The sequence below is a fragment of the Paenochrobactrum gallinarii genome, assembly GCF_014205685.1.
GTDB lineage: Bacteria > Pseudomonadota > Alphaproteobacteria > Rhizobiales > Rhizobiaceae > Paenochrobactrum > Paenochrobactrum gallinarii.
Genome location: NZ_JACIIU010000001.1, coordinates 16,929 through 36,582 on the forward strand (window position 1 = coordinate 16,929; position 19,654 = coordinate 36,582).

Sequence of the window (19,654 nt, forward strand, 5' to 3'; positions counted from 1 at the left end):
GTTTATGACAAGATGCCACACTCATAGTACCTTCTGGTACATTTTCCAATGATTAAAGCATGTTTCGCAAAACTGTGACTGCGTTTTGCGAAACATATGCAAACAGTTCAGCAGAATCTGCCCTAAATCCCACCTTAAAAAGCATCCGAATTAATGGATCAGCTCCACATCCACGACACCTTGAATAGATTTCATCGCGCTGGCAACCTGCGGACTCACACGGTACCGATGCGGTAATTCAATTTCAATTTCCCGCTGCCCGTCTTCTTTAATGACGATGAAACTCACCTGACCATCGCCACGCGTGGTGAAATGCGGCTGAATATGTTTAAGCGCTTCGGCACTGCGCAAATAAAGCCGTAATGCTTTTTGCATCCGGCAGGCTTCATCTTCCAATGAAACAACTGTCTGGATGCGTAACCCCACCCCTTCAGGCCGGTCTTCTGCAGCCACCGTAATCACTACGGATTTACCGGTTTCCAGCAGATCGCGATATTGCGCTAAACCTTCCGAGAACAGTACGGCTTCATATTGGCCGGATGCATCCGACAATGCGACAATGCCCATCTTGTTTCCGGTGCGGGTTTTGCGCTCTTGTTTAGTGGTAATCGTACCAGCCAAACGACCGGCATTAGCACCTTTTTTAACCGCAGCAGAAAAATCTGCCCAGTTCTGCACGCGCATTTTTGCCAGAACTTCATTATATTCATCAAGCGGATGAGCCGACAAATAGAAGCCCACCGCCTGAAATTCACGATGCAATTTTTCTGCCGGCAACCATGGTGCAGCAGAAGGCAATTGCAGTTTTTCTTTTGGCGCACCGCTCAGACCGAAAATATCCGACTGACCGCTTAAGGCATTTTCCTGTGTGCGCTGCGCATAGCCCATCACGCGATCCATACCGGCACTCAGTGCTGAGCGATCATGGCCAAAGCAATCCAATGCACCGGCATTGATCAAGCTTTCCCAAACGCGGCGATTAACCAGTTTCGGGTCAATCCGCTCACAAAAGTCCTCGAGATCTTCAAATGGTTTGTCGCCGCGCACCTCAGCAATATGATCAACCGCTGCTTCACCAACCCCTTTGATCGCGGCCAGTGAATAGAAAATTTTATTTTCGCCCACTTCAAAGGCGCGGAAAGACGTCTGCACAGACGGCAGCACCACATCAATGCCAAGGCGCTTTGCTTCACGACGGAAATCGTTGAGCTTATCCGTATTGGACATATCATAGGTCATGGAGGCGGCGAGGAACTCAACCGGATGATGCGCCTTCATATAGGCGGTCTGGTAAGACACAATCGCATAAGCAGCAGCGTGCGATTTGTTAAAACCATAGTCCGCAAATTTGGCGAGAAGATCAAAAATCGTATTGGCCTGCGCCTTGCCGACCCCGCCCTCTATCGCGCCATCAACGAAACGGACGCGCTGCTGATCCATTTCCTCACGGATTTTTTTACCCATCGCACGGCGCAGCAAATCCGCTTCACCGAGCGAATAGCCCGACAAAACCTGCGCGATCTGCATCACCTGTTCCTGATAAACGATAACGCCCTGCGTTTCTTTCACCAGATAGTCGATTTTCGGATGGATTGAGGCGATTTCTTCCTCGCCATGCTTGCGCGCATTATAGGTCGGAATATTTTCCATCGGACCTGGACGGTAAAGCGCCACAAGCGCAATCACATCCTCGATGCGGTCAGGACGCATACCAATCAGCGCCTTACGCATCCCCGCACTTTCCACCTGAAACACGCCGACCGTTTCCCCTAACGAAAGCATGTCATAAGTCGGCTTGTCATCAAGCGGCAGGTGAGACAAATCGATCTCAATGCCTTTACGCGCTACAAGTTTGACCGCTGTTTCCAGTACGGTCAGGGTTTTCAGCCCCAAAAAGTCGAACTTAACAAGACCGGCCTGTTCCACCCATTTCATGTTGAACTGTGTGACCGGCATATCAGAGCGCGGATCGCGATACATCGGCACCAGCTCGGAGAGCGGGCGGTCACCAATCACGATACCGGCGGCGTGAGTGGAAGCGTGGCGATAAAGCCCTTCCAGTTTGAGCGCCATATCAAGCAAACGGCCGACAACCGGTTCCTGCTCGCGCTCTTCATTGATTTTCGGCTCGGTTTCAATCGCCTGCCCCAGCGAAACCGGATTGGCAGGATTGGACGGCACCAATTTACACAGGCGGTCAACCTGCCCATAAGGCATTTCCAGCACACGGCCAACGTCGCGCAACACCGCGCGCGCCTGAAGCGTACCGAATGTGATGATCTGCGCTACCTGCTCGCGTCCGTATTTGCGCTGCACATAACGGATAACCTCTTCACGCCGATCCTGACAAAAGTCGATATCAAAGTCCGGCATCGACACACGATCCGGATTAAGAAAGCGCTCAAAAAGCAAGGAAAAGCGCAACGGATCGACGTCAGTAATGGTAAGCGCATAAGCCACAAGCGAGCCCGCACCCGAACCACGACCAGGCCCGACCGGAATGCCCTGCATCTTTGCCCATTTGATAAAGTCGGCAACGATCAGGAAGTAACCCGGAAACTTCATGCGCTGAATGATGCCGATTTCATATTCCAAGCGCTCGTCATAGTCTTTTTCACTATAACCTTCAGCAAGCCCTGCAGTTTCAAGGCGGAATTTCAAACCTTCGCGTGCCTGACGTGCCAGTTCATCGGCTTCTGCCTGCAATGCAAGTTCCGGATCATCGGACTCACCGGTAAAGCGGGGCAAAATCGGTGCACGCGTTTGCGTAAAATAAGAACAGCGCTGCGCAATCTCGATGGTATTTTCAATCGCTTCCGGCAAATCTGCAAAAAGCGTTGCCATTTCGCTTTGCGATTTCAGATAATTATCCGCTGTCAGGCGACGGCGGTCATCATTAGAAATGATCTGCCCTTCGGCGATAGCCAGCAAAGCGTCATGAGCTTCAAAGTCTTCCGATTTTAAGAAGAAAGCTTCGTTGGTTGCCACAAGCGGCAATTCATATTTATAGGCGAGCTCAACCGTCTTGGCTTCCAACACCTTATCATAATTGGCAAATCTTTGCAGTTCGACATAAAGCCGGTTGCCAAAATGCTCTTGCAAAAATGCCAGGCGTTGCTCTGCACGCTCTTCACGATCAGCACTGATCGACTTGCCGATCGGTCCTAATGGCCCGCCGGTGAGCAGAATAACCCCATCCGACAATTCAGCCAGCCATTCCGAGCGGATATGCACCGGATCGCCATCAGCCGTTTCCAAATATGACCGGCTGACAAGGCGCACCATATTGGCGTAGCCTTCTTCAGTGCTGGCATAAAGAACCACAGGAGCCAGATCCAACACATCGCGACGGTTCGCGGTGCGGCTATTTTCAATATGATCGCCAAAGCAAATATCAACCTGACAACCGATAATCGGCTGAACACCATCCTTGGAGGCTTTTTGCGCAAATTCCAGCGCACCAAAGAGATTATTGGTATCCGTTACCGCAATAGCAGGCGCATCATCGGCAATGGCATGTTTAATAATTTTTCCAACCTGCAACGCACCTTCAAGCAGTGAATAGGCAGAGTGGACACGTAAATGCACAAATTTAGGTGCCTGAGCATTGGTTGCGGCTGGCAGATTATGTTGCGCATCACTCATTTATGTATTCCCGAAGCTTCATCGAAGCAGCAAAACCTCAAGCCTTGCCCATGCTTCATTCGTCATTTTGTGCACCCTATCACGGGCGCTTTTAAAAGGGCAGAAAAATCAGCTCAAAGACGACTCTCACAGCCCCGTCACAACAATGACTGTCGGGGAATAAGTTCAGAAAGTCCAGTTTCATAACCTTTGAGAGCGCCATCCATTACGGCGACCTCGAATTATCAACAGGCAGGACTTATAACAGACATCAGATTGCGCTGATCCAGATTGCGAAAGTCGCAATGAACAGGCTGACCGAAATAAAGGACATCACATCCTGAATAAGATCCGTCATCGGGAAACTCCATTGTTTGTTCTCTTATGTTTTTAATTTGTTCCATTATTGTTCCAAAGTCAAGCGTCTTGTACCCCCTATGTTCCACTCATAGTTTACGATTTATGAAATTTTCATTGGAAGCTTTAAGGTAGGAAAAGCGCGCTTTATAGCTGGAAGCCATAACAGGCACAAAAAAAGAGGGCTCAAAAGCCCTCTTGCAATCTTTCAAAAAGATAAGCCGAATAATGACTTAAACGTCGATAACCTTGCCATCCTGCAAGGTCACACGGCGATCCATCCGGCGTGCCAGTTCATGATTATGTGTAGCGATCAAAGCGGACAAACCAGACTGACGCACGAGGGCTTCCAATGCCTCAAATACATAAGAGGAAGTGTGAGGATCAAGATTACCGGTTGGCTCATCTGCCAGCAAAACAAGCGGCGCATTGGCAACGGCACGGGCAATTGCCACACGCTGCTGCTCACCACCTGATAATTCGGCCGGACGGTGCGATGCGCGCTTACCCACCTTCATATAATCAAGCAGCTGCTGGGCGCGGCTTGCCGCAGCTGCTTTCGGCAAACCACGGATCAATTGCGGCATCATCACATTTTCAAGCGCTGAGAATTCCGGCAGCAAATGATGGAACTGGTAAACAAAACCAATATCATTGCGGCGAATGGCTGTACGTTCGCCCTCGCCCAGCTCGCTGCATGAACGGCCATTGAGAAACACATCGCCATGATCAGGGCGCTCCAGCAAGCCTGCTGTGTGCAAAAGCGTGGATTTACCTGCGCCGGATGGTGCCACAAGCGCCACCATCTCGCCGCGCTTCAATGTAAAATCCGCGTCTTTGAGAATGACCAATTCACGGTCAATTTCTTTATAGGCGCGGCTGACACCCGAAAGGCGTAAAATCGGTTCCGCAGCCATTATTCGTACCTCAGAGCTTCAACAGGATCGAGCTTGGCAGCGCGCCATGCCGGAAGAATGGTTGCAACAAAAGACAAAACCAGAGCCATAATAATCACTGTGAGTGTTTCACCCAGATCCATTTTGGCCGGAAGCTGGCTCAGGAAATAAAGTTCAGGGCTGAACAAAGTTGTGCCTGACAGCCATGAGAAAAACTGGCGGATCGATTCCACATTAAGCGTAATCACCACACCTAACACCACTCCTGCCAATGTGCCGGTAAAACCGATAGCAGCGCCCGTCATCAGGAAAATACGCATCACGGAACCACGCGTGGCACCCATGGTACGCAAAATAGCGATATCGCGCCCTTTATCCTTCACCAGCATGATGAGGCCGGAAATAATATTCAAAGCTGCCACCAATACGATCAGGGTCAGGATCATGAACATCACATTGCGCTCAACCTGAAGGGCTGAAAAGAAGGTCTGATTGCGCTGGCGCCAATCGGTCAAAAGCAACTGTCTGGCGGCCACCTCTTCAACCGGTGCCTTTAACTCGTCCACTTTGTCGGGATTATCGACAAAGATTTCCAGCGATTGCACGCGGCCTTCCTGATTGAAGAAAAGCTGTGCTTCATTCAATGGCATCAAGACAATCGACGCATCATATTCCGACATGCCGATTTCAAAAATCGCAGCCACTTCATAGGACTTCACCCGCGGGTTCACACCAAAAGGTGTCACATCCCCGTCAGGCGAAATAACTTTGAGACTATCGCCGATGGTCAGCCCTAGATTTTGCGCCATACGCGTACCGATAGCCACACTGCTGCTACCATCAAAGCCTTCCAATGTGCCCTGACGGATATTTTCAGCAACCAGTTCCAGCTTATCAATATCTTCTTCACGAAGACCGCGCACCAAAGCGCCGGTTCCGGCACCGACATTGCCCTGCACCAGTGCCTGACCTTCCACCACAGGAATGGCGAAGCTTACGCCCTTGATCTCATCAACACGCTTGATCAGATCAGCATAATCTTCCAATGGCTGGTCGATCGGCTGCATGATCAGATGGCCGTTAATGCCCAGAATACGGGTCAGCAGTTCACTGCGGAAACCATTCATCACCGCCATAACAATGATGAGGGTTGCCACGCCCAGCATGATGCCGGTGAAAGAAAAACCGGCAATCACTGAGATAAAAGTTTCGCGGCGGCGCGCTCGCAAATAGCGCCAAGCGATCATGCGTTCAAACACCGAAAACGGTTTTGACTCCAGATTTGATGCTTTATTTTCGACGCGTTTGGCAGGTGCTGCCGCCGTTTTTGTCATTATTGGCCTACCAGGAAATTAATCGCTGCTTCAACGGAAAGGGTCTGTCTTTCGCCGGTTGCACGGGTTTTAATTTCAACTTCTCCATTAGCAACACTGCGCGGGCCTGCAATCACCTGATAAGGCAGACCGATCAGATCCATGGTTGCAAATTTAACGCCGGCACGCTCGTCGCGGTCATCCAGCAACGGATCAAGACCAGCATTGATCAATGCTTCATAAATCTTCGAAGACACAGCATCACAAGCCTCATCACCCGGCTTCATGTTAACAATGCCTGCATCAAACGGTGCGATTGCCTTAGGCCAGATAATACCATCATCATCATGCGATGCTTCAATGGTTGCAGCCACAACGCGTGATGGACCAATACCATAAGAACCCATCGAAACCAGATGTTCTTTACCATCAGGGCCTTGAACCTTGGCGCCCATTGGCTCGGAATATTTGGTGCCGAAATGGAAGATATGGCCAACTTCAATACCGCGTGCAGCAACCTGATTTGCGGCATCTACCTTTGCCCAGTCGGCTTCATCATGCATTTCTTCAGTGGCAGCATAGGGTGCAGTCCACTTGTCAACGATGGCAGCCATTGCTGCATCATCAAAGAAATTAATGTCCGCACCCGGCACTTCCAAATCAAGATAAGCGCGATCACAGAAAACCTGACTTTCGCCGGTTTCAGCCAGAATGATGAACTCATGGCTGAGATCACCACCGATCGGGCCTGTATCAGCGCGCATCGGCACAACCTGCACACCAATGCGGGAGAATGTGCGCAAATAGGACACGAACATCCGGTAATAAGCCGCTTTCGCGCCTTCATAATCGATGTCGAAAGAATAAGCATCTTTCATCAGGAATTCGCGTGAGCGCATCACACCAAAACGAGGGCGCACTTCGTCGCGGAACTTCCACTGGATGTGGTAAAGATTAAGCGGCAGATCTTTGTAAGAACGCACATAAGAGCGGAAAATGTCGGTGACCATTTCTTCATTGGTCGGGCCAAACAGCATTTCGCGGTCTGAGCGGTCATTAATGCGCAGCATTTCTTTGCCGTAAGCGTCATAACGGCCGCTTTCACGCCAAAGATCAGCAGACTGGATCGTCGGCATCAAAATTTCATTACCACCGGCGCGGTTCTGCTCTTCGCGGATAATAGCATTAACTTTGTTAAGGACTTTCAACCCCAGAGGCAGCCAGGCATAGATACCGGCAGACTGCTGACGGATCATACCAGCGCGCAGCATCAAACGATGCGAGACGATTTCCGCCTCTTTAGGTGTTTCCTTAAGAATGGGCAAAAAGAACTGCGAAAGACGCATCAAAACCACCAATCAAAGAATAGCCTGTCCGGCAAAGAATCAGGCAAAAAACTATATAAAGCTCATAATTTCATAGCCACATCTGCGGATAATGGGAACCCGGCCAGAGTGGTTTGTTATCATTGTTGCACTTTGAAAAAACTATAAATTCAATTCGGCACCAAATCATGGCGAAGAGCAGAGCTTGACCAAATATTTGCATAACATTTTTGTGGTCACCTGTCTTGTCACCACAACAAAAAATCACGGCATCAACCAGACTTTTAAAGTCCGGCCAATGCCGTGATTTCATATCAGCATTTAAACTACAAACGCCCTGATCAGGCGTTTTTATTTTTCAAACGCAGCAAATCCGGTGGTGTTGCCTCATGCACCAGCGACGCAACAGCCTCATCAAGACTCATAGACGACTGGTCGCGTGAACCAAGACGACGGATATTGACGGTACGCTCTTCTGCTTCGCGATTACCGCAAACCAAAATGACCGGAACCTTCTGCAGTGAGTGTTCACGAACCTTATAGTTGATCTTCTCATTGCGAAGATCGGTTGTGACCTGCAAACCGGCAGCTTTCAGCGTTGCAGCCACATCTCGCGCATAATCATCTGCGTCAGATGTAATGGTTGCCACAACCACCTGAACTGGCGCGAACCACAAAGGCATATGACCGGCAAAGTTTTCGATCAGAATACCAAGGAAACGCTCCATCGAACCGCAGATCGCGCGGTGGATCATCACCGGCTGCTTCTTCTCGGAATCATTACCGATATAGAAAGCACCGAAACGCTCAGGCAGGTTGAAGTCTACCTGTGTTGTCCCGCACTGCCATTCACGGCCAATCGCATCACGCAGCGTATATTCGAATTTAGGACCGTAGAACGCGCCCTCACCTTCGAAGATCGATGTTTTGATTTCTGGAGACTGGAATTTAATTGTTTCCAGAACTTCCATCATCACGCCTTCTGCGCGATCCCAAAGCTCATCCGAACCCACGCGCTTTTCAGGGCGTGTCGACAATTTGATCGTGATGCCTTCAAAACCGAAGTCTTTATAGACAGACAAAATCAAATCGTTAATGCGAAGGCATTCTGCGGCCAATTGCTCATCGGTACAGAACACATGCGCATCATCCTGCGTAAAGCCGCGCACACGCATCAGGCCATGCAGAGCGCCTGATGGCTCATAACGATGCACATTACCAAATTCAGCCAGACGGATCGGCAGATCGCGGTAAGATTTCAAACCATGTTTGAAAATCTGTACGTGACCCGGACAGTTCATCGGCTTCAGAGCAAAAACGCGGTCATCATCCGTATCATCACCGGCAACAGTTACCTTGAACATGTTGTCGCGATACCAGCCCCAGTGACCTGATGTCTCCCAAAGGGATTTATCAAGCACCTGCGGCGCGTTGACTTCCTGATAGCCATGTGTATCCAGACGACGGCGCATATAGCTGACCAATGTCTGGAACATGCGCCAGCCTTTGGAATGCCAGAACACAACGCCTGGACCCTCTTCCTGGAAGTGGAACAGATCCATTTCACGACCCAGACGACGATGGTCACGCTTTTCAGCTTCTTCCAGCATCGTCAGATAGGCTTGCAGGTCTTTGTCGCTGGCAAAGGCTGTTCCGTAAATACGGGTCAGCATCGGATTATTGCTGTCACCGCGCCAATAAGCACCGGCCACTTTCATCAGTTTGAAAGCAGTTCCAACCTGACCGGTGGACGCCATATGCGGGCCACGGCAAAGGTCAAACCAGTCTTCACCCTGATAATAAATATTGAGGTTCTGATCTTCCGGAATAGCGTCGATCAGCTCAACCTTGTAGCTTTCGCCCTTCTCGGCAAAAACTTGCTTGGCTTTTTCGCGTGACCAGACCTGCTTGCTGAACGCTTTATTGCGACCGATAATTTCTCGCATTTTCTTTTCAATCACCGGCAGATCATCCGGTGTAAAAGGTTCGTTGCGCGCAAAGTCGTAATAAAAGCCGTTCTCAATCACAGGACCGATGGTAACCTGCGTGCCCGGAAACAGTTCCTGCACAGCTTCTGCGAGGATATGAGCGCAATCATGCCGAATAAGCTCAAGCGCGCGCGGGTCTTCGCGGGTCAGAATTTCCACATCAGCAGAAGCACCCAGCGGATCGGTCAGATCACGAATAGTGCCATCCATGACATAGGCCACAGCTTTTTTCGCCAGTGATTTGGAGATTGATTCTGCCAGCTCCGCGCCGGTCATGGCACTGTCATATTCACGGACAGAACCATCAGGGAATTTTAACGAAACAACATTCGACATAATTTTGTCCTTATCCAGTCCCGCCAACGATTGCGGGTGGTTGCCTTCATTGAATTGATTATTCTTCGCTGTAACTAAAGTTTTCCTTAGAAAAACCTGAATTTTTACAGCCTGACCTAGCTCATAAATCTTTTTGCAGCCAAGGTAAAGCTTTCAAGACGTCTCAGCCCTTGGTTTTGCGGGCAATGAGCCAATAGCGCCACGGTTTATACCAGCGATAGCCCTCAGGCATCACTTGCGGCACCGGATCAAAACCATCAGTCCCGAAAGGGCCGCATCGCATCACGCGAAAAAGCCCCATCCAGCCACCGCTCCACAAACCATATCGTGCAATGGCCTCATAGGTATATTCCGAGCAAGTCGGCAGATGACGGCAGGAATTGCCGATAAAGCCGGATAATGTCAGCTGATAAAGCCGCACAAAACCGGTGCCGAACAAGCGCCCCAGTGTTTTCTTCCATGCCCCGTTGAAATTCCGCCCCATATAGGGCTTGCGCTCTGCCTTGGTTTTGGGCGCATGATCACCACCGCAGCCACACATCAGCCGGCCTGCTCAATCTGCGTCAGACAATCCACCACCGCATCAAACACTAAAAGTGTCGAAGCATGGCGCGCCCGATATTCGCGCACCGGTGCAAAATATTTAAAATCATCAAAGCGCCCCTGCGGTGCTTCGCCATTATTTTTCAGCATTTCATACATGCACTCACGCAAAGCCTTCAGCTCTTCCGGCGTCGCACCAATAATTGTGCGCGCCATAACCGAGGCCGTCGCCTGCCCTAAAGCGCAGGCTTTCACATCCTGCCCGAAACTGCTGACAATTCCATCTGCAACATCAAGATCAACAATGATTGTCGAGCCGCATAATTTGGAATGCGCCTTGGCTGTCGCCTGCGGCTGTTCCAGACGCTCCGTCTTGGAGATACTACCGGCAAATTCCAAAATCCGCTGATTATAGAGATCGTCAATCATTGCTTACTCTGTCTCGCAAACCCGATCAGGCACAGATCATAGAGCGATGCCTTTTTAAATACTGTTTCCATACTATATAATGAGCTGATAAAACTTGTGCCAGCCATTAAGCCAGCCCCCGAGAAATATCGTGCAATTTTCAAGTATCTCAGTTAATCACAGTTCTGCTTTCAATAGCACGAAGAAAACAGCCACTCTCTATATAAAGAGAGACAAAAATCCTTCCAATACACATCTGGCTCTATGTCAGGTTTAATTGGTATTGCCGTTCAACTCGTCTCCTCTAGCCGCAGGCATGAAGGAGACTACGGGAGATACTTACATGGATAACCTACGCGACACCCCAAAGAAAAGTGATACAATGGCAGCTATGCAGCGCCCGTCACAGGAAGAAGCAGAAGCAGCAGTGCGCACACTCTTACGCTGGGCAGGTGAAAACCCTGACCGCGAAGGCCTGCTCGACACTCCAAAACGCGTAGCCAAATCCTACAAAGAGCTTTTTGCCGGCTATGAAGAAAATCCGGAAGAGATTCTCGGCACCACTTTTGAAGAAGTCGGCGGCTATGACGACATGGTACTGGTGAAAGATATTACGTTCCATTCGCATTGCGAGCACCATATGGTGCCGATCATCGGCAAGGCACATGTAGCCTATCTGCCGGATGGCGAAGTTGTCGGCCTTTCCAAAATTGCCCGCACGGTTGAGGTCTTTGCCCGCCGCCTGCAAACACAGGAAAACATCACCGCTCAGATCGCTAATTCCATCCAGACAATTTTAAAACCGCGCGGTGTCGCTGTTTTACTGGAGGCGGAACATATGTGCATGGCTATGCGCGGCATCCGCAAGCAAGGCTCCAGCACCATTACCACTACATTTACCGGTGAGTTCCGCGACAATGTCAACGAACAGGTTCGCTTCATGAGCCTGATCCGCGCATCCTGACTGCTAAGATAAAGAGAACCACATGAGCGTTGAATTTCAACCCCAGAGCGACTGCTCGAAACATGACATTGAAGAAGGCGCTGCATTTGCACCGCGCTTCGATAGTAACGGCCTCATTACCGCTGTGGTCTGCGATGCTCTCGACAACAGCGTTTTAATGGTCGCGCATATGAATGCGCAAGCACTGAGCCTGACACTGGAAACAGGCATTGCCCATTATTGGTCGCGCTCGCGTCAGCAATTATGGAAAAAGGGCGAAACATCCGGCAATTTGCAAACTGTCATATCTCTTACCACTGATTGCGATCAGGATGCGCTCTGCCTCCATGTGGAAGTGGCTGGCAACGGCCCTACCTGCCACACGGAAAGGCGCTCCTGCTTTTACAGACAAGTCAGCCTGATTGACGGCGCAGCCCGCTTAACAATCAAATCAGAATGATCTTTAAAGACCTCACCCCATCGGTGAGGTCTTTTCTCTTTAAAAGTCAGATTGTTAGATTCGGATGAACATAACTGATTCACGCAAAAATCAACCTGACAGTGTTTTAACTCAACGCACCACAACCTATAAAACACCATCTGTGGAAAACCGGTGTTTTTTATGAAATAAAAAGTAACAATTAGAAACCCCGCAAATGCTGGCTTTTTAAGGGCTTCAAACACAAAAAGCGTAATTGCAGCAATGTTTTACAAAAATAATTGCGATATTTTTATTATAGGGCTTGTGCAGTCATAAGTGATTTGCTAAATCGCCCTCACCGAAGCAGTTCGGTTTCTACCACACAGTGCGGTCGTGGCGGAATTGGTAGACGCGCAGCGTTGAGGTCGCTGTGGGGCAACCCGTGGAAGTTCGAGTCTTCTCGACCGCACCATTCTCTCCTTACGAGGATTGAGAAAAAGCTATCATAAACAATAAGATAAATTGAATTTTCTTTTAAGCCTCCACTTCACAAAGCGGCTTAAAATCACTTCTGATTTTATTGAGAAATACACATTAAGCCTCTCATCTTTTCATCTGCAATATTCGATAATATTACATATCAATCCAGTTTTGCTCGATATTTTCCTGCCAGCCCAGTTCATGCAACAAGGGCGTATCGCTCTTAAATTCCGGCCAGCCGATGCAAAGATAAAAACTGAAGCGCCAGCTTTCAGGCACTTCAAAAAGCTGCTCCATGGCACCCGGATTTAAAATCGACACCATCCCCACACCAAGCCCATGAGAGCGCGCCACCAGATTAAGGTTTTGCACTGCCATCGCCGTGCTTTGCTCCAAAGTTGAAGCCAATGTTTGCCGCCCTAATCCGTGACCTTGTGTCGGATCGGTATCCGTAAAAATTGCCAATTGTACCGGTGCCGTCTGAATGGCTTCAAGCTTTAACTTTTCATATTGCGCCAAACGCTCAGGCTCATAAATTCCGGCTGCTTTCTGACTTGATTGCTGAAAATTTTCATAAACCGCATTACGAATTGCATGAGACTGCGCCATAAATATGCGCCACGGCCTTGAATTACCGACAGAAGGCGCAAGCTGAACGGCGCGCTGCAACTCCATTATCAAATGCGCTGGCACCGCTTCCCGCTTAAAATGCCGGACATCACGCCGCCAACGCATAATATCAATCAAAACCTGCTGGTCAGCATCGGAAAATTGCATCTATAAAAACCATAATCAATTCAGTGGTCGAACGACGATCATCACGCCCTTCATATATCTAAAACAATCTCTATCCCGCCCTCCCAGCCAGAGCAACAGCCTATACTCGCACCTTAAAATTATACCATTGCAAAAGTTCTTTATTTGTTCTAATTTTTATAACGGAGTGATTGTACGGAGTAAGGTTTCATGTCCAGACCACCATATGGTCGTAAATACCCTACCCGCACATATCGAAAACAGCTGAAATCAAAACGTCGCCGCCCGCTCATTCTCGACGCGCTTTTCGCTATCCTCATTTTAATCGCCATTGCTTTTCTCGTCAGCCGCATTCCGCAAACAACTGATGCAACACAAGAATGGACAGGCATTGCCACCATCATTGATGGCGACACAATTACTCTGCAACAGCAGCGTTTGCGCCTGAAAGGCATCGATGCGCCGGAGATGAAGCAAAGCTGCCGGATTGATAACCAAAGGCAGGCTTGCGGGGTCAGCGCCAAGCAAGCGCTTCAGCAAAAAACGGCACGCCAGATCATTCATTGCACCAGCTCTGCACGTGACAAATATAAACGCTTTTTAGCAAACTGCTATCTCGGCCAAACCGACATCAATCAATGGCTCGTAGAAGAAGGCTATGCAGTTTCCTATTATGATTATCCTGCACAAGAGCGTGAAGCGCGCACAAATAAGCGCGGCATCTGGGCCGGCGAATTTGAACGCCCGCAAAACTGGCGCAAACGAACCACTGCGCAGCAAAAAGATAGATCGGATGAAACCTATTTCGATTTCAAGGATTTTATTCGTATAATCAAACAAGCCTATGATAGATTATTCAACAGTGGTGGAACTGATGAATAAACAAACGCAACAACAATTAATCACAACTCTATCGCATGAGATTGCGCAATGCCGCCTCTGTCATGACAATCCGCGCTACCCGCCCGCCATGGCGATGCCGCCCCGCCCTGTATGCACAGTTTCCGCCTCTGCCCCCATTGCAATTTGTGGACAGGCTCCGGGCATGCGTGTCTATAATACAGGTATCCCGTTCAACGACCCCTCCGGTGACCGCTTGCGCCAATGGCTGAATGTTAGCCGTGAAAGTTTTTACAATCCCGACCACTTTGCCATCATACCGATGGGATTTTGTTTTCCCGGCTATGATAAAAGTGGCGGTGATCTGCCACCACGCCGCGAATGTAAAGAGGTATGGCATGACCGTATTTTTCCGCTGATGCCACAGATCAAACTCGTAATTGTCATCGGCCAATATGCGCAAAGCTATCACTTAGGCAAAAGACGTCATAAATCACTGACCGAAACAGTGCTGCATTGGCGGGATTTCTTTGAAGCACCGGACGAAAACGGACGCCGCATTCTGCCAATCCCCCATCCGTCATGGCGCAATAGCGGCTGGCTGAAACGCAATCCGTGGTTTGAGCAGGACCTATTACCTGAGTTGCAAAAACTAACCGCTGAACTTTTTCCAAATTTAGATTAAAGTTCTATATAATTTAAGAATAGTAGAATTTATTTGCTGTTCTTTTTGCTTTATGCTCTCCATAAGAGTATCAAGTTTCAAAGAAACTGCACAAATGATAATATGGGTTCCATTTAAGGGAAATTGAGCGAATGGACAGGCTTGACAGAAAAATTCTTCGTTTGCTGCAAGAAGATGCAACCCTTGCGGTTGCAGATGTTGCTAAAAAGGTCGGGTTGTCCACCACTCCTTGCTGGCGCCGTATCCAAAAGTTAGAAGAAGACGGCATCATCAAGCGCCGTGTTGCCATTCTTGATCCGGCAAAAATCAATGCCCGTGTGACTGTGTTTGTTTCCATCCGCACCAATTCGCACAGCAATGAATGGCTGAAGCGCTTTTCAGAAGTGGTGCAGGAATTTCCGGAAGTGATCGAGTTTTACCGCATGAGCGGCGATATTGATTATCTCTTGCGCGTCGCCGTGCCGGATATTGCTGCCTATGACGCATTCTATAAGCGCCTCATCAACCGCATTGAAATTCGCGATGTTTCCTCCTCCTTCGCGATGGAGCAGATTAAATATACCACCGAGCTACCGCTTGATTATATGGTTCTTGATAAAGAAACCTCCTGATCAGATCATTAAAAAAACCGGCTGAAATCTCAGCCGGTTTTTTCATTGTAATTAGGAAATTACTATTAATTTGAACTAGTTACGCCAGCTTGTTCAAATGTTGCCATACCTGCATGGGTAAGAGCTGCGGCTTTCACGATACCGGCAGCCAAAGCAGCACCAGTGCCTTCACCAAGGCGCATTTCCATTTCCAGCAATGGCTTTTTGCCCAGTTTTTCAAGCATACGGCGATGACCCGGCTCAGCAGAAACATGACCGAACATGCAATGATCAATCGCTGAAGCATCAAGCGCATGCAAAATTGCTGCGGCAGAGCTTGCAACAAAACCATCAATGATAACCGGAATTTTTTCCATGCGTGCAGCCAGAATCGCTCCGGCCATTGCTGCAATTTCACGGCCGCCCAAGCGACGCAACACTTCCAGCGGGTCCTTCAGATGATCCTGATGCAGTGCGATGGCCTTATTGATAGCGGCCAGTTTGCGATCCATTAATTCACCGGTTGAGCCGGTGCCAGGACCTGCCCAATCTTCAGCCGTCCCGCCATAAAGGGCGCAGGCAATGGCAGCTGCAATGGTGGTGTTACCAATGCCCATTTCACCGATGCACAAAAGATCGGTGCCGCCGGCAATCGATTCCATGCCGAAGGCCATAGTTGCAGCACAGCTTCGCTCATCCATGGCAGCATCGACCGTGATGTCAGCTGTTGGATATTCCAGCGCCAGATCGAAAACCTTGAGCCCCAGATCATAAGCAATGCAAATCTGGTTGATAGCAGCACCACCAGCGGCAAAGTTTTCCACCATCTGCGCGGTGACACTTGCCGGATAAGGGGTGATATTTTGCGCAGTCACACCATGATTACCGGCAAAAACCGCAACCAATGGACGGGTAACCTGCGGCTTGCCCAAACCGCTCCATCTGGCAAGCCATTCCACCAGCTCTTCCATACGGCCCAGCGAACCGGCAGGCTTGGTAAGTTGTGCTTCGCGCGCTTTGACCTGCGCAACCGCATCTTCATCAGGCCCCGGCAGGTTACGGATCAGCTCACGAAAATCATCAAAAGGCAGGCCGCTTGTGCTCATAATCTTTCAGTCCAGTCGCTCTTGGGAAATAAACAGGATGGATGTAATTTTATTGTTGATCTCCTATAAGCCTTTGAAGCCGATTTTCAAACGGCCTATAGAGGGAAAGTGACTATTCGTCCTGAAAATGACCGGAGAAGCTGCGTGACAAAAAAAACGATCAGCCGTTCTATCGTCCATACACTCGGCTTTTTAAGCCGCCTGCCATTGCCGGCGCATTGGTATGGCGGATCGGACGAATCATTGCAGGATCACGCTTATGCGTTTCCTCTTGCCGGTGCGGTGCTGGGCGCAATCGGTGCATTGAGCTTAATCATTGCCAGCCAGCTGGGCTTACCGCCAATGGGCGCTGCACTCATCACTTTTCTAACCTTGGCCTTCATCACCGGTGCTTTGCATGAAGATGGCCTCGGCGACACAGCGGATGGCTTCTTTGGCGGCTCAACACAGACGCGCCGGTTGGAAATCATGAAAGATTCCCATATCGGCACTTTTGCCGCCATCACACTCATCGGCACGATTTGGCTTAAAACCATCTTTTTGGCAACCATCATTGAAAAATCTGGGGCGCAATCAGCTGCTCTGGCAATCATCGCCATTGAAGCTGCCAGCCGCGCAGCCATGATGAGCCTCTGGTATAAACTTCCCTCAGCGCGCTCCGGCGGCTTATCGGACAAGATCGGCGCTCCCTCGCTGGAGGCCACCCAAACAGCCCTCATTATCGGGGTCGGAATTTTGGGCATAGGCTTCACAATAATTGCCAGTGTGGCGACATTTCTCTTTGCTTTGCTGGTGGCGCTCCTCATTCTTTGGGGCTTTGCCAATTTAAGCCTTGCCAAAATTGGCGGACAAACCGGCGATGTGCTTGGCGCTGCCCAGCAAATAACCGTCTTATCGCTATTATTGGCACTTGTTATTAGCCTCTGAAATGCGCATCTTTTTCATATGGAAACAACGCACACAAATCAGGAGCAAACCATTTCATCGCCCCCATCGCCATGCGTGTTGGTTTGCAATATAGATATTCACACTGGCCTGTGTCTGGGATGTGCCCGCACATTGGACGAAATTGCACGCTGGTCAACAATGAGTGCAACCCATAAAGAAGAAGTACTGGCGCTCTTACCGGCACGCCACAGACAGTTACAGGCAAAAGATATCTGATGGGTCGTTTACTCTGGATTATTATCGCAGCCATTGCAGTGGTGACATTGCTGCTTGTTTCCAATCATGAAAGCGGCATGACCGCAGGCTATGACAATGATGCCTTTGCCCGCGCTGCCTATATGGGCATCTGGGGCATAGTACTGGCTGCCGGTTTGCTTGGTTCCGGCATCAGTCTTGTCGATTCCGTACGGCAATTGATGATCTGGGCAGTGATCATTCTGGCACTGGTCGCCGGTTATCAATACCGCTATGAATTGCAGGATATCGGCAGCCGCGTCACGGCAGGGCTTATTCCGGCAAGCGCTATTTCCAGCCTGTCCGATGATGGCACTTTGACCGTGACTTTAACAAAATCCTCAGGTGGTCATTTTGAAGTTAACGGCAAGGTAAACGGAAAATACGTTCATTTTCTGATAGATACGGGCGCATCTTCAATCGTTTTATCATATGAAGACGCACAAAAAATCGGCATCAACACCGACGATCTCAATTTCACAGCACCAATTATGACCGCCAATGGCACATCAAAGGCCGCACATGCGCGCCTTGATACATTGCAGATCGGCGATATCAGGCGCGAGAATGTGCATGCCCTTGTCACCCAACCCGAGATGATGCGCGGCAGCTTGCTTGGCATGAGTTTTTTAGAAACCTTGCACGGCTTCAATGTGCGTGGCGACAGGCTTATTCTGCTGGATTAAGAGCACCAAAATCGCGCTCATACGCCTCGGCTTCTTCACGCGCTACGACAATCACCTGATAGGCGGCGCGCAGCACATCGCTGGTTGCACCGGCCTTGGGTGCTTCAACGGATAATATCTGGCGGAAACGGCGCGCACTCGGCTGCCCGGCAAAAAGCCCGACCATATGACGTGTTACCTGATTGAGCTTACCGCCGGTCGCGATATGGCGGTCGCAATAATCACACATGGCATCAATGAGTTCTGCGTCGCTTACCGGCTCATGCGCATCGCCATAAAGCAGTGCATCAGCTTCTCTCAGCAAAAGCGGATTGTGATAGGCCGAACGACCAATCATCACCCCGTCAACTGATTGCAGATGCTCTAAGCCTTCCTGCAAATTATTGATGCCGCCATTAATGCCGATAAACTGCGCGCCATATTGCTGCTTCAAACGATAGACACGCTCATAATCCAATGGCGGAATATCGCGGTTTTCTTTAGGTGACAGGCCTTGCAACCAGGCTTTACGCGCATGCACCCACAAAGCATCCACGCCCTCACCGATTGTCAACCGCGCCAGCTCACCAAGCGCTGTTTCCGTGTCCTGCTCGTCCACACCAATGCGGCACTTGACTGTCACAGGGATAGAAACCGCCTGCTTCATTGCCGCGACGCAAGCCGCTACGACATCCGGCGTTTGCATCAGGCAAGCGCCAAATGTGCCGGACTGCACACGATCAGACGGGCAACCAACATTAAGATTAATCTCGTCATAGCCAAAATCCGCACCGATTTTGGCAGCTTCGGCGAGCTTTTTCGGATCAGAACCACCAAGCTGCAAAGCAACCGGATGCTGTGTGTCATCAAAGCCCAGCAAAAAATCACGACGCCCGTGAATAGCGGCATCAGCCACCACCATTTCAGTATAAAGCAATGTGTTTTTAGTCAGGATGCGATGAAAAAAACGACAATGTCTGTCAGTCCAATCCAGCATCGGCGCGATCGACAGGCGCGGCCAGTTTTGCGGCCGGTTCTGCGACGCTGATACTGATTGAGCCTGATATAATTGCGCTGTTGACGACAAAGTTTTCTCCGGCAGTCTGATCTGCATGTAGATTATAAGAACAAAAAATAACTGCCCGCTCATACACATTATAAGCGGGCAGCAAAAGAAATAAAATTTAAACGCTGTT

At 49.6% G+C, this 19,654-nt stretch carries 18 protein-coding genes and 1 tRNA gene; 9 read left to right on the forward strand and 10 right to left on the reverse strand.

Annotation, left to right across the window (positions count from 1 at the left end; genetic code table 11):
* Positions 1-150 precede the first annotated feature (150 nt).
* The 7 genes from dnaE to FHS77_RS00085 form a co-directional block, all read right to left on the reverse strand.
* A complete protein-coding gene (gene dnaE, locus FHS77_RS00055; RefSeq protein ID WP_184218206.1) occupies positions 151-3,645 on the reverse strand; it encodes a DNA polymerase III subunit alpha in 3,495 nt (1,164 codons plus the stop codon).
* Positions 3,646-4,214: 569 nt separating this feature from the next.
* Positions 4,215-4,898, reverse strand: coding sequence for an ABC transporter ATP-binding protein (locus FHS77_RS00060; protein ID WP_184218209.1), 684 nt, complete (start codon positions 4,896-4,898; stop codon positions 4,215-4,217).
* A complete protein-coding gene (locus FHS77_RS00065; protein ID WP_184218212.1) occupies positions 4,898-6,211 on the reverse strand; it encodes a lipoprotein-releasing ABC transporter permease subunit in 1,314 nt (437 codons plus the stop codon). The genes FHS77_RS00060 and FHS77_RS00065 overlap by 1 nt, the downstream gene beginning before the upstream one ends.
* A complete protein-coding gene (proS, locus tag FHS77_RS00070) occupies positions 6,211-7,536 on the reverse strand; it encodes a proline--tRNA ligase (RefSeq protein ID WP_184218215.1) in 1,326 nt (441 codons plus the stop codon). The genes FHS77_RS00065 and proS overlap by 1 nt, the downstream gene beginning before the upstream one ends.
* A 320-nt stretch (positions 7,537-7,856) precedes the next feature.
* A complete protein-coding gene (thrS, locus tag FHS77_RS00075) occupies positions 7,857-9,839 on the reverse strand; it encodes a threonine--tRNA ligase (protein WP_184218218.1) in 1,983 nt (660 codons plus the stop codon).
* A gap of 163 nt (positions 9,840-10,002) precedes the next feature.
* Positions 10,003-10,380: a membrane protein insertion efficiency factor YidD gene (yidD, locus tag FHS77_RS00080; protein ID WP_184218221.1), complete on the reverse strand. Its 378-nt coding sequence runs from the start codon at positions 10,378-10,380 to the stop codon at positions 10,003-10,005.
* Complete coding sequence (locus tag FHS77_RS00085; RefSeq protein ID WP_184218224.1) at positions 10,380-10,811, reverse strand: iron-sulfur cluster assembly scaffold protein; 432 nt, start codon at positions 10,809-10,811, stop codon at positions 10,380-10,382. The genes yidD and FHS77_RS00085 overlap by 1 nt, the downstream gene beginning before the upstream one ends.
* Positions 10,812-11,172: 361 nt before the next feature.
* Between FHS77_RS00085 and folE the strand changes: the two genes are divergently transcribed.
* The 3 genes from folE (at position 11,173) to FHS77_RS00100 (ending at position 12,626) form a co-directional block, all read left to right on the forward strand.
* Positions 11,173-11,754 carry a GTP cyclohydrolase I FolE gene (gene folE / locus FHS77_RS00090; RefSeq protein WP_374786232.1) on the forward strand — a complete coding sequence of 194 codons (582 nt, stop codon included), beginning with the start codon at positions 11,173-11,175 and terminating at the stop codon, positions 11,752-11,754.
* A gap of 22 nt (positions 11,755-11,776) precedes the next feature.
* Positions 11,777-12,193: a phosphoribosyl-AMP cyclohydrolase gene (gene hisI, locus FHS77_RS00095; RefSeq protein WP_184218230.1), complete on the forward strand. Its 417-nt coding sequence runs from the start codon at positions 11,777-11,779 to the stop codon at positions 12,191-12,193.
* A 348-nt stretch (positions 12,194-12,541) separates the two neighbouring features.
* Positions 12,542-12,626, forward strand: a tRNA-Leu gene (locus tag FHS77_RS00100).
* Between the two features lie 161 nt (positions 12,627-12,787).
* Here FHS77_RS00100 and bluB read toward each other — a convergent pair.
* A complete protein-coding gene (bluB, locus tag FHS77_RS00105; protein WP_184218233.1) occupies positions 12,788-13,411 on the reverse strand; it encodes a 5,6-dimethylbenzimidazole synthase in 624 nt (207 codons plus the stop codon).
* Positions 13,412-13,600: 189 nt separating this feature from the next.
* Between bluB and FHS77_RS00110 the strand changes: the two genes are divergently transcribed.
* The 3 genes from FHS77_RS00110 to FHS77_RS00120 all read left to right on the forward strand — a co-directional run bounded on the left by FHS77_RS00110 (position 13,601) and on the right by FHS77_RS00120 (position 15,526).
* Complete coding sequence (locus tag FHS77_RS00110; RefSeq protein ID WP_184218236.1) at positions 13,601-14,272, forward strand: thermonuclease family protein; 672 nt, start codon at positions 13,601-13,603, stop codon at positions 14,270-14,272.
* A complete protein-coding gene (locus FHS77_RS00115) occupies positions 14,265-14,915 on the forward strand; it encodes a uracil-DNA glycosylase family protein (RefSeq protein ID WP_184218239.1) in 651 nt (216 codons plus the stop codon). The genes FHS77_RS00110 and FHS77_RS00115 overlap by 8 nt, the downstream gene beginning before the upstream one ends.
* Positions 14,916-15,046: 131 nt before the next feature.
* Positions 15,047-15,526: an Lrp/AsnC family transcriptional regulator gene (locus FHS77_RS00120; protein ID WP_184218242.1), complete on the forward strand. Its 480-nt coding sequence runs from the start codon at positions 15,047-15,049 to the stop codon at positions 15,524-15,526.
* 65 nt (positions 15,527-15,591) lie between these two features.
* Here FHS77_RS00120 and cobT read toward each other — a convergent pair whose 3' ends face one another.
* Positions 15,592-16,611, reverse strand: coding sequence for a nicotinate-nucleotide--dimethylbenzimidazole phosphoribosyltransferase (cobT, locus tag FHS77_RS00125; protein ID WP_184218245.1), 1,020 nt, complete (start codon positions 16,609-16,611; stop codon positions 15,592-15,594).
* Between the two features lie 144 nt (positions 16,612-16,755).
* Between cobT and cobS the strand changes: the two genes are divergently transcribed.
* From cobS to FHS77_RS00140, 3 genes are read left to right on the forward strand one after another with little or no spacing between them, the layout of a single operon-like run.
* Positions 16,756-17,538 carry an adenosylcobinamide-GDP ribazoletransferase gene (cobS, locus tag FHS77_RS00130; protein ID WP_184218248.1) on the forward strand — a complete coding sequence of 261 codons (783 nt, stop codon included), beginning with the start codon at positions 16,756-16,758 and terminating at the stop codon, positions 17,536-17,538.
* 18 nt (positions 17,539-17,556) lie between these two features.
* The gene (locus FHS77_RS00135; protein WP_184218251.1) at positions 17,557-17,775 is read left to right on the forward strand and encodes a DUF1289 domain-containing protein; all 219 of its coding nucleotides are present in this window, start codon (positions 17,557-17,559) and stop codon (positions 17,773-17,775) included.
* Entirely contained in the window at positions 17,775-18,479 is a 705-nt protein-coding gene (locus tag FHS77_RS00140) for a TIGR02281 family clan AA aspartic protease (protein ID WP_184218254.1), read from the forward strand. Before FHS77_RS00135 ends, FHS77_RS00140 begins: the two co-directional genes overlap by 1 nt.
* Here FHS77_RS00140 and dusA read toward each other — a convergent pair.
* Positions 18,463-19,545, reverse strand: a complete 1,083-nt coding sequence (gene dusA, locus FHS77_RS00145; RefSeq protein ID WP_281383531.1) for a tRNA dihydrouridine(20/20a) synthase DusA — start codon at positions 19,543-19,545, stop codon at positions 18,463-18,465. The genes FHS77_RS00140 and dusA overlap by 17 nt on opposite strands.
* Positions 19,546-19,654 lie beyond the last annotated feature (109 nt).

Bases quoted from the DNA above. Each gene is read 5' to 3' on its own strand.
- dnaE (WP_184218206.1), bottom strand. From the start codon at position 3,645: ATGAGTGATGCGCAACATAATCTGCCAGCCGCAACCAATGCTCAGGCA.
- FHS77_RS00060 (WP_184218209.1), bottom strand. From the start codon at position 4,898: ATGGCTGCGGAACCGATTTTACGCCTTTCGGGTGTCAGCCGCGCCTAT.
- FHS77_RS00065 (WP_184218212.1), bottom strand. From the start codon at position 6,211: ATGACAAAAACGGCGGCAGCACCTGCCAAACGCGTCGAAAATAAAGCA.
- proS (WP_184218215.1), bottom strand. From the start codon at position 7,536: ATGCGTCTTTCGCAGTTCTTTTTGCCCATTCTTAAGGAAACACCTAAA.
- thrS (WP_184218218.1), bottom strand. From the start codon at position 9,839: ATGTCGAATGTTGTTTCGTTAAAATTCCCTGATGGTTCTGTCCGTGAA.
- yidD (WP_184218221.1), bottom strand. From the start codon at position 10,380: ATGTGTGGCTGCGGTGGTGATCATGCGCCCAAAACCAAGGCAGAGCGC.
- FHS77_RS00085 (WP_184218224.1), bottom strand. From the start codon at position 10,811: ATGATTGACGATCTCTATAATCAGCGGATTTTGGAATTTGCCGGTAGT.
- folE (WP_374786232.1), top strand. From the start codon at position 11,173: ATGGCAGCTATGCAGCGCCCGTCACAGGAAGAAGCAGAAGCAGCAGTG.
- hisI (WP_184218230.1), top strand. From the start codon at position 11,777: ATGAGCGTTGAATTTCAACCCCAGAGCGACTGCTCGAAACATGACATT.
- bluB (WP_184218233.1), bottom strand. From the start codon at position 13,411: ATGCAATTTTCCGATGCTGACCAGCAGGTTTTGATTGATATTATGCGT.
- FHS77_RS00110 (WP_184218236.1), top strand. From the start codon at position 13,601: ATGTCCAGACCACCATATGGTCGTAAATACCCTACCCGCACATATCGA.
- FHS77_RS00115 (WP_184218239.1), top strand. From the start codon at position 14,265: ATGAATAAACAAACGCAACAACAATTAATCACAACTCTATCGCATGAG.
- FHS77_RS00120 (WP_184218242.1), top strand. From the start codon at position 15,047: ATGGACAGGCTTGACAGAAAAATTCTTCGTTTGCTGCAAGAAGATGCA.
- cobT (WP_184218245.1), bottom strand. From the start codon at position 16,611: ATGAGCACAAGCGGCCTGCCTTTTGATGATTTTCGTGAGCTGATCCGT.
- FHS77_RS00135 (WP_184218251.1), top strand. From the start codon at position 17,557: ATGGAAACAACGCACACAAATCAGGAGCAAACCATTTCATCGCCCCCA.
- FHS77_RS00140 (WP_184218254.1), top strand. From the start codon at position 17,775: ATGGGTCGTTTACTCTGGATTATTATCGCAGCCATTGCAGTGGTGACA.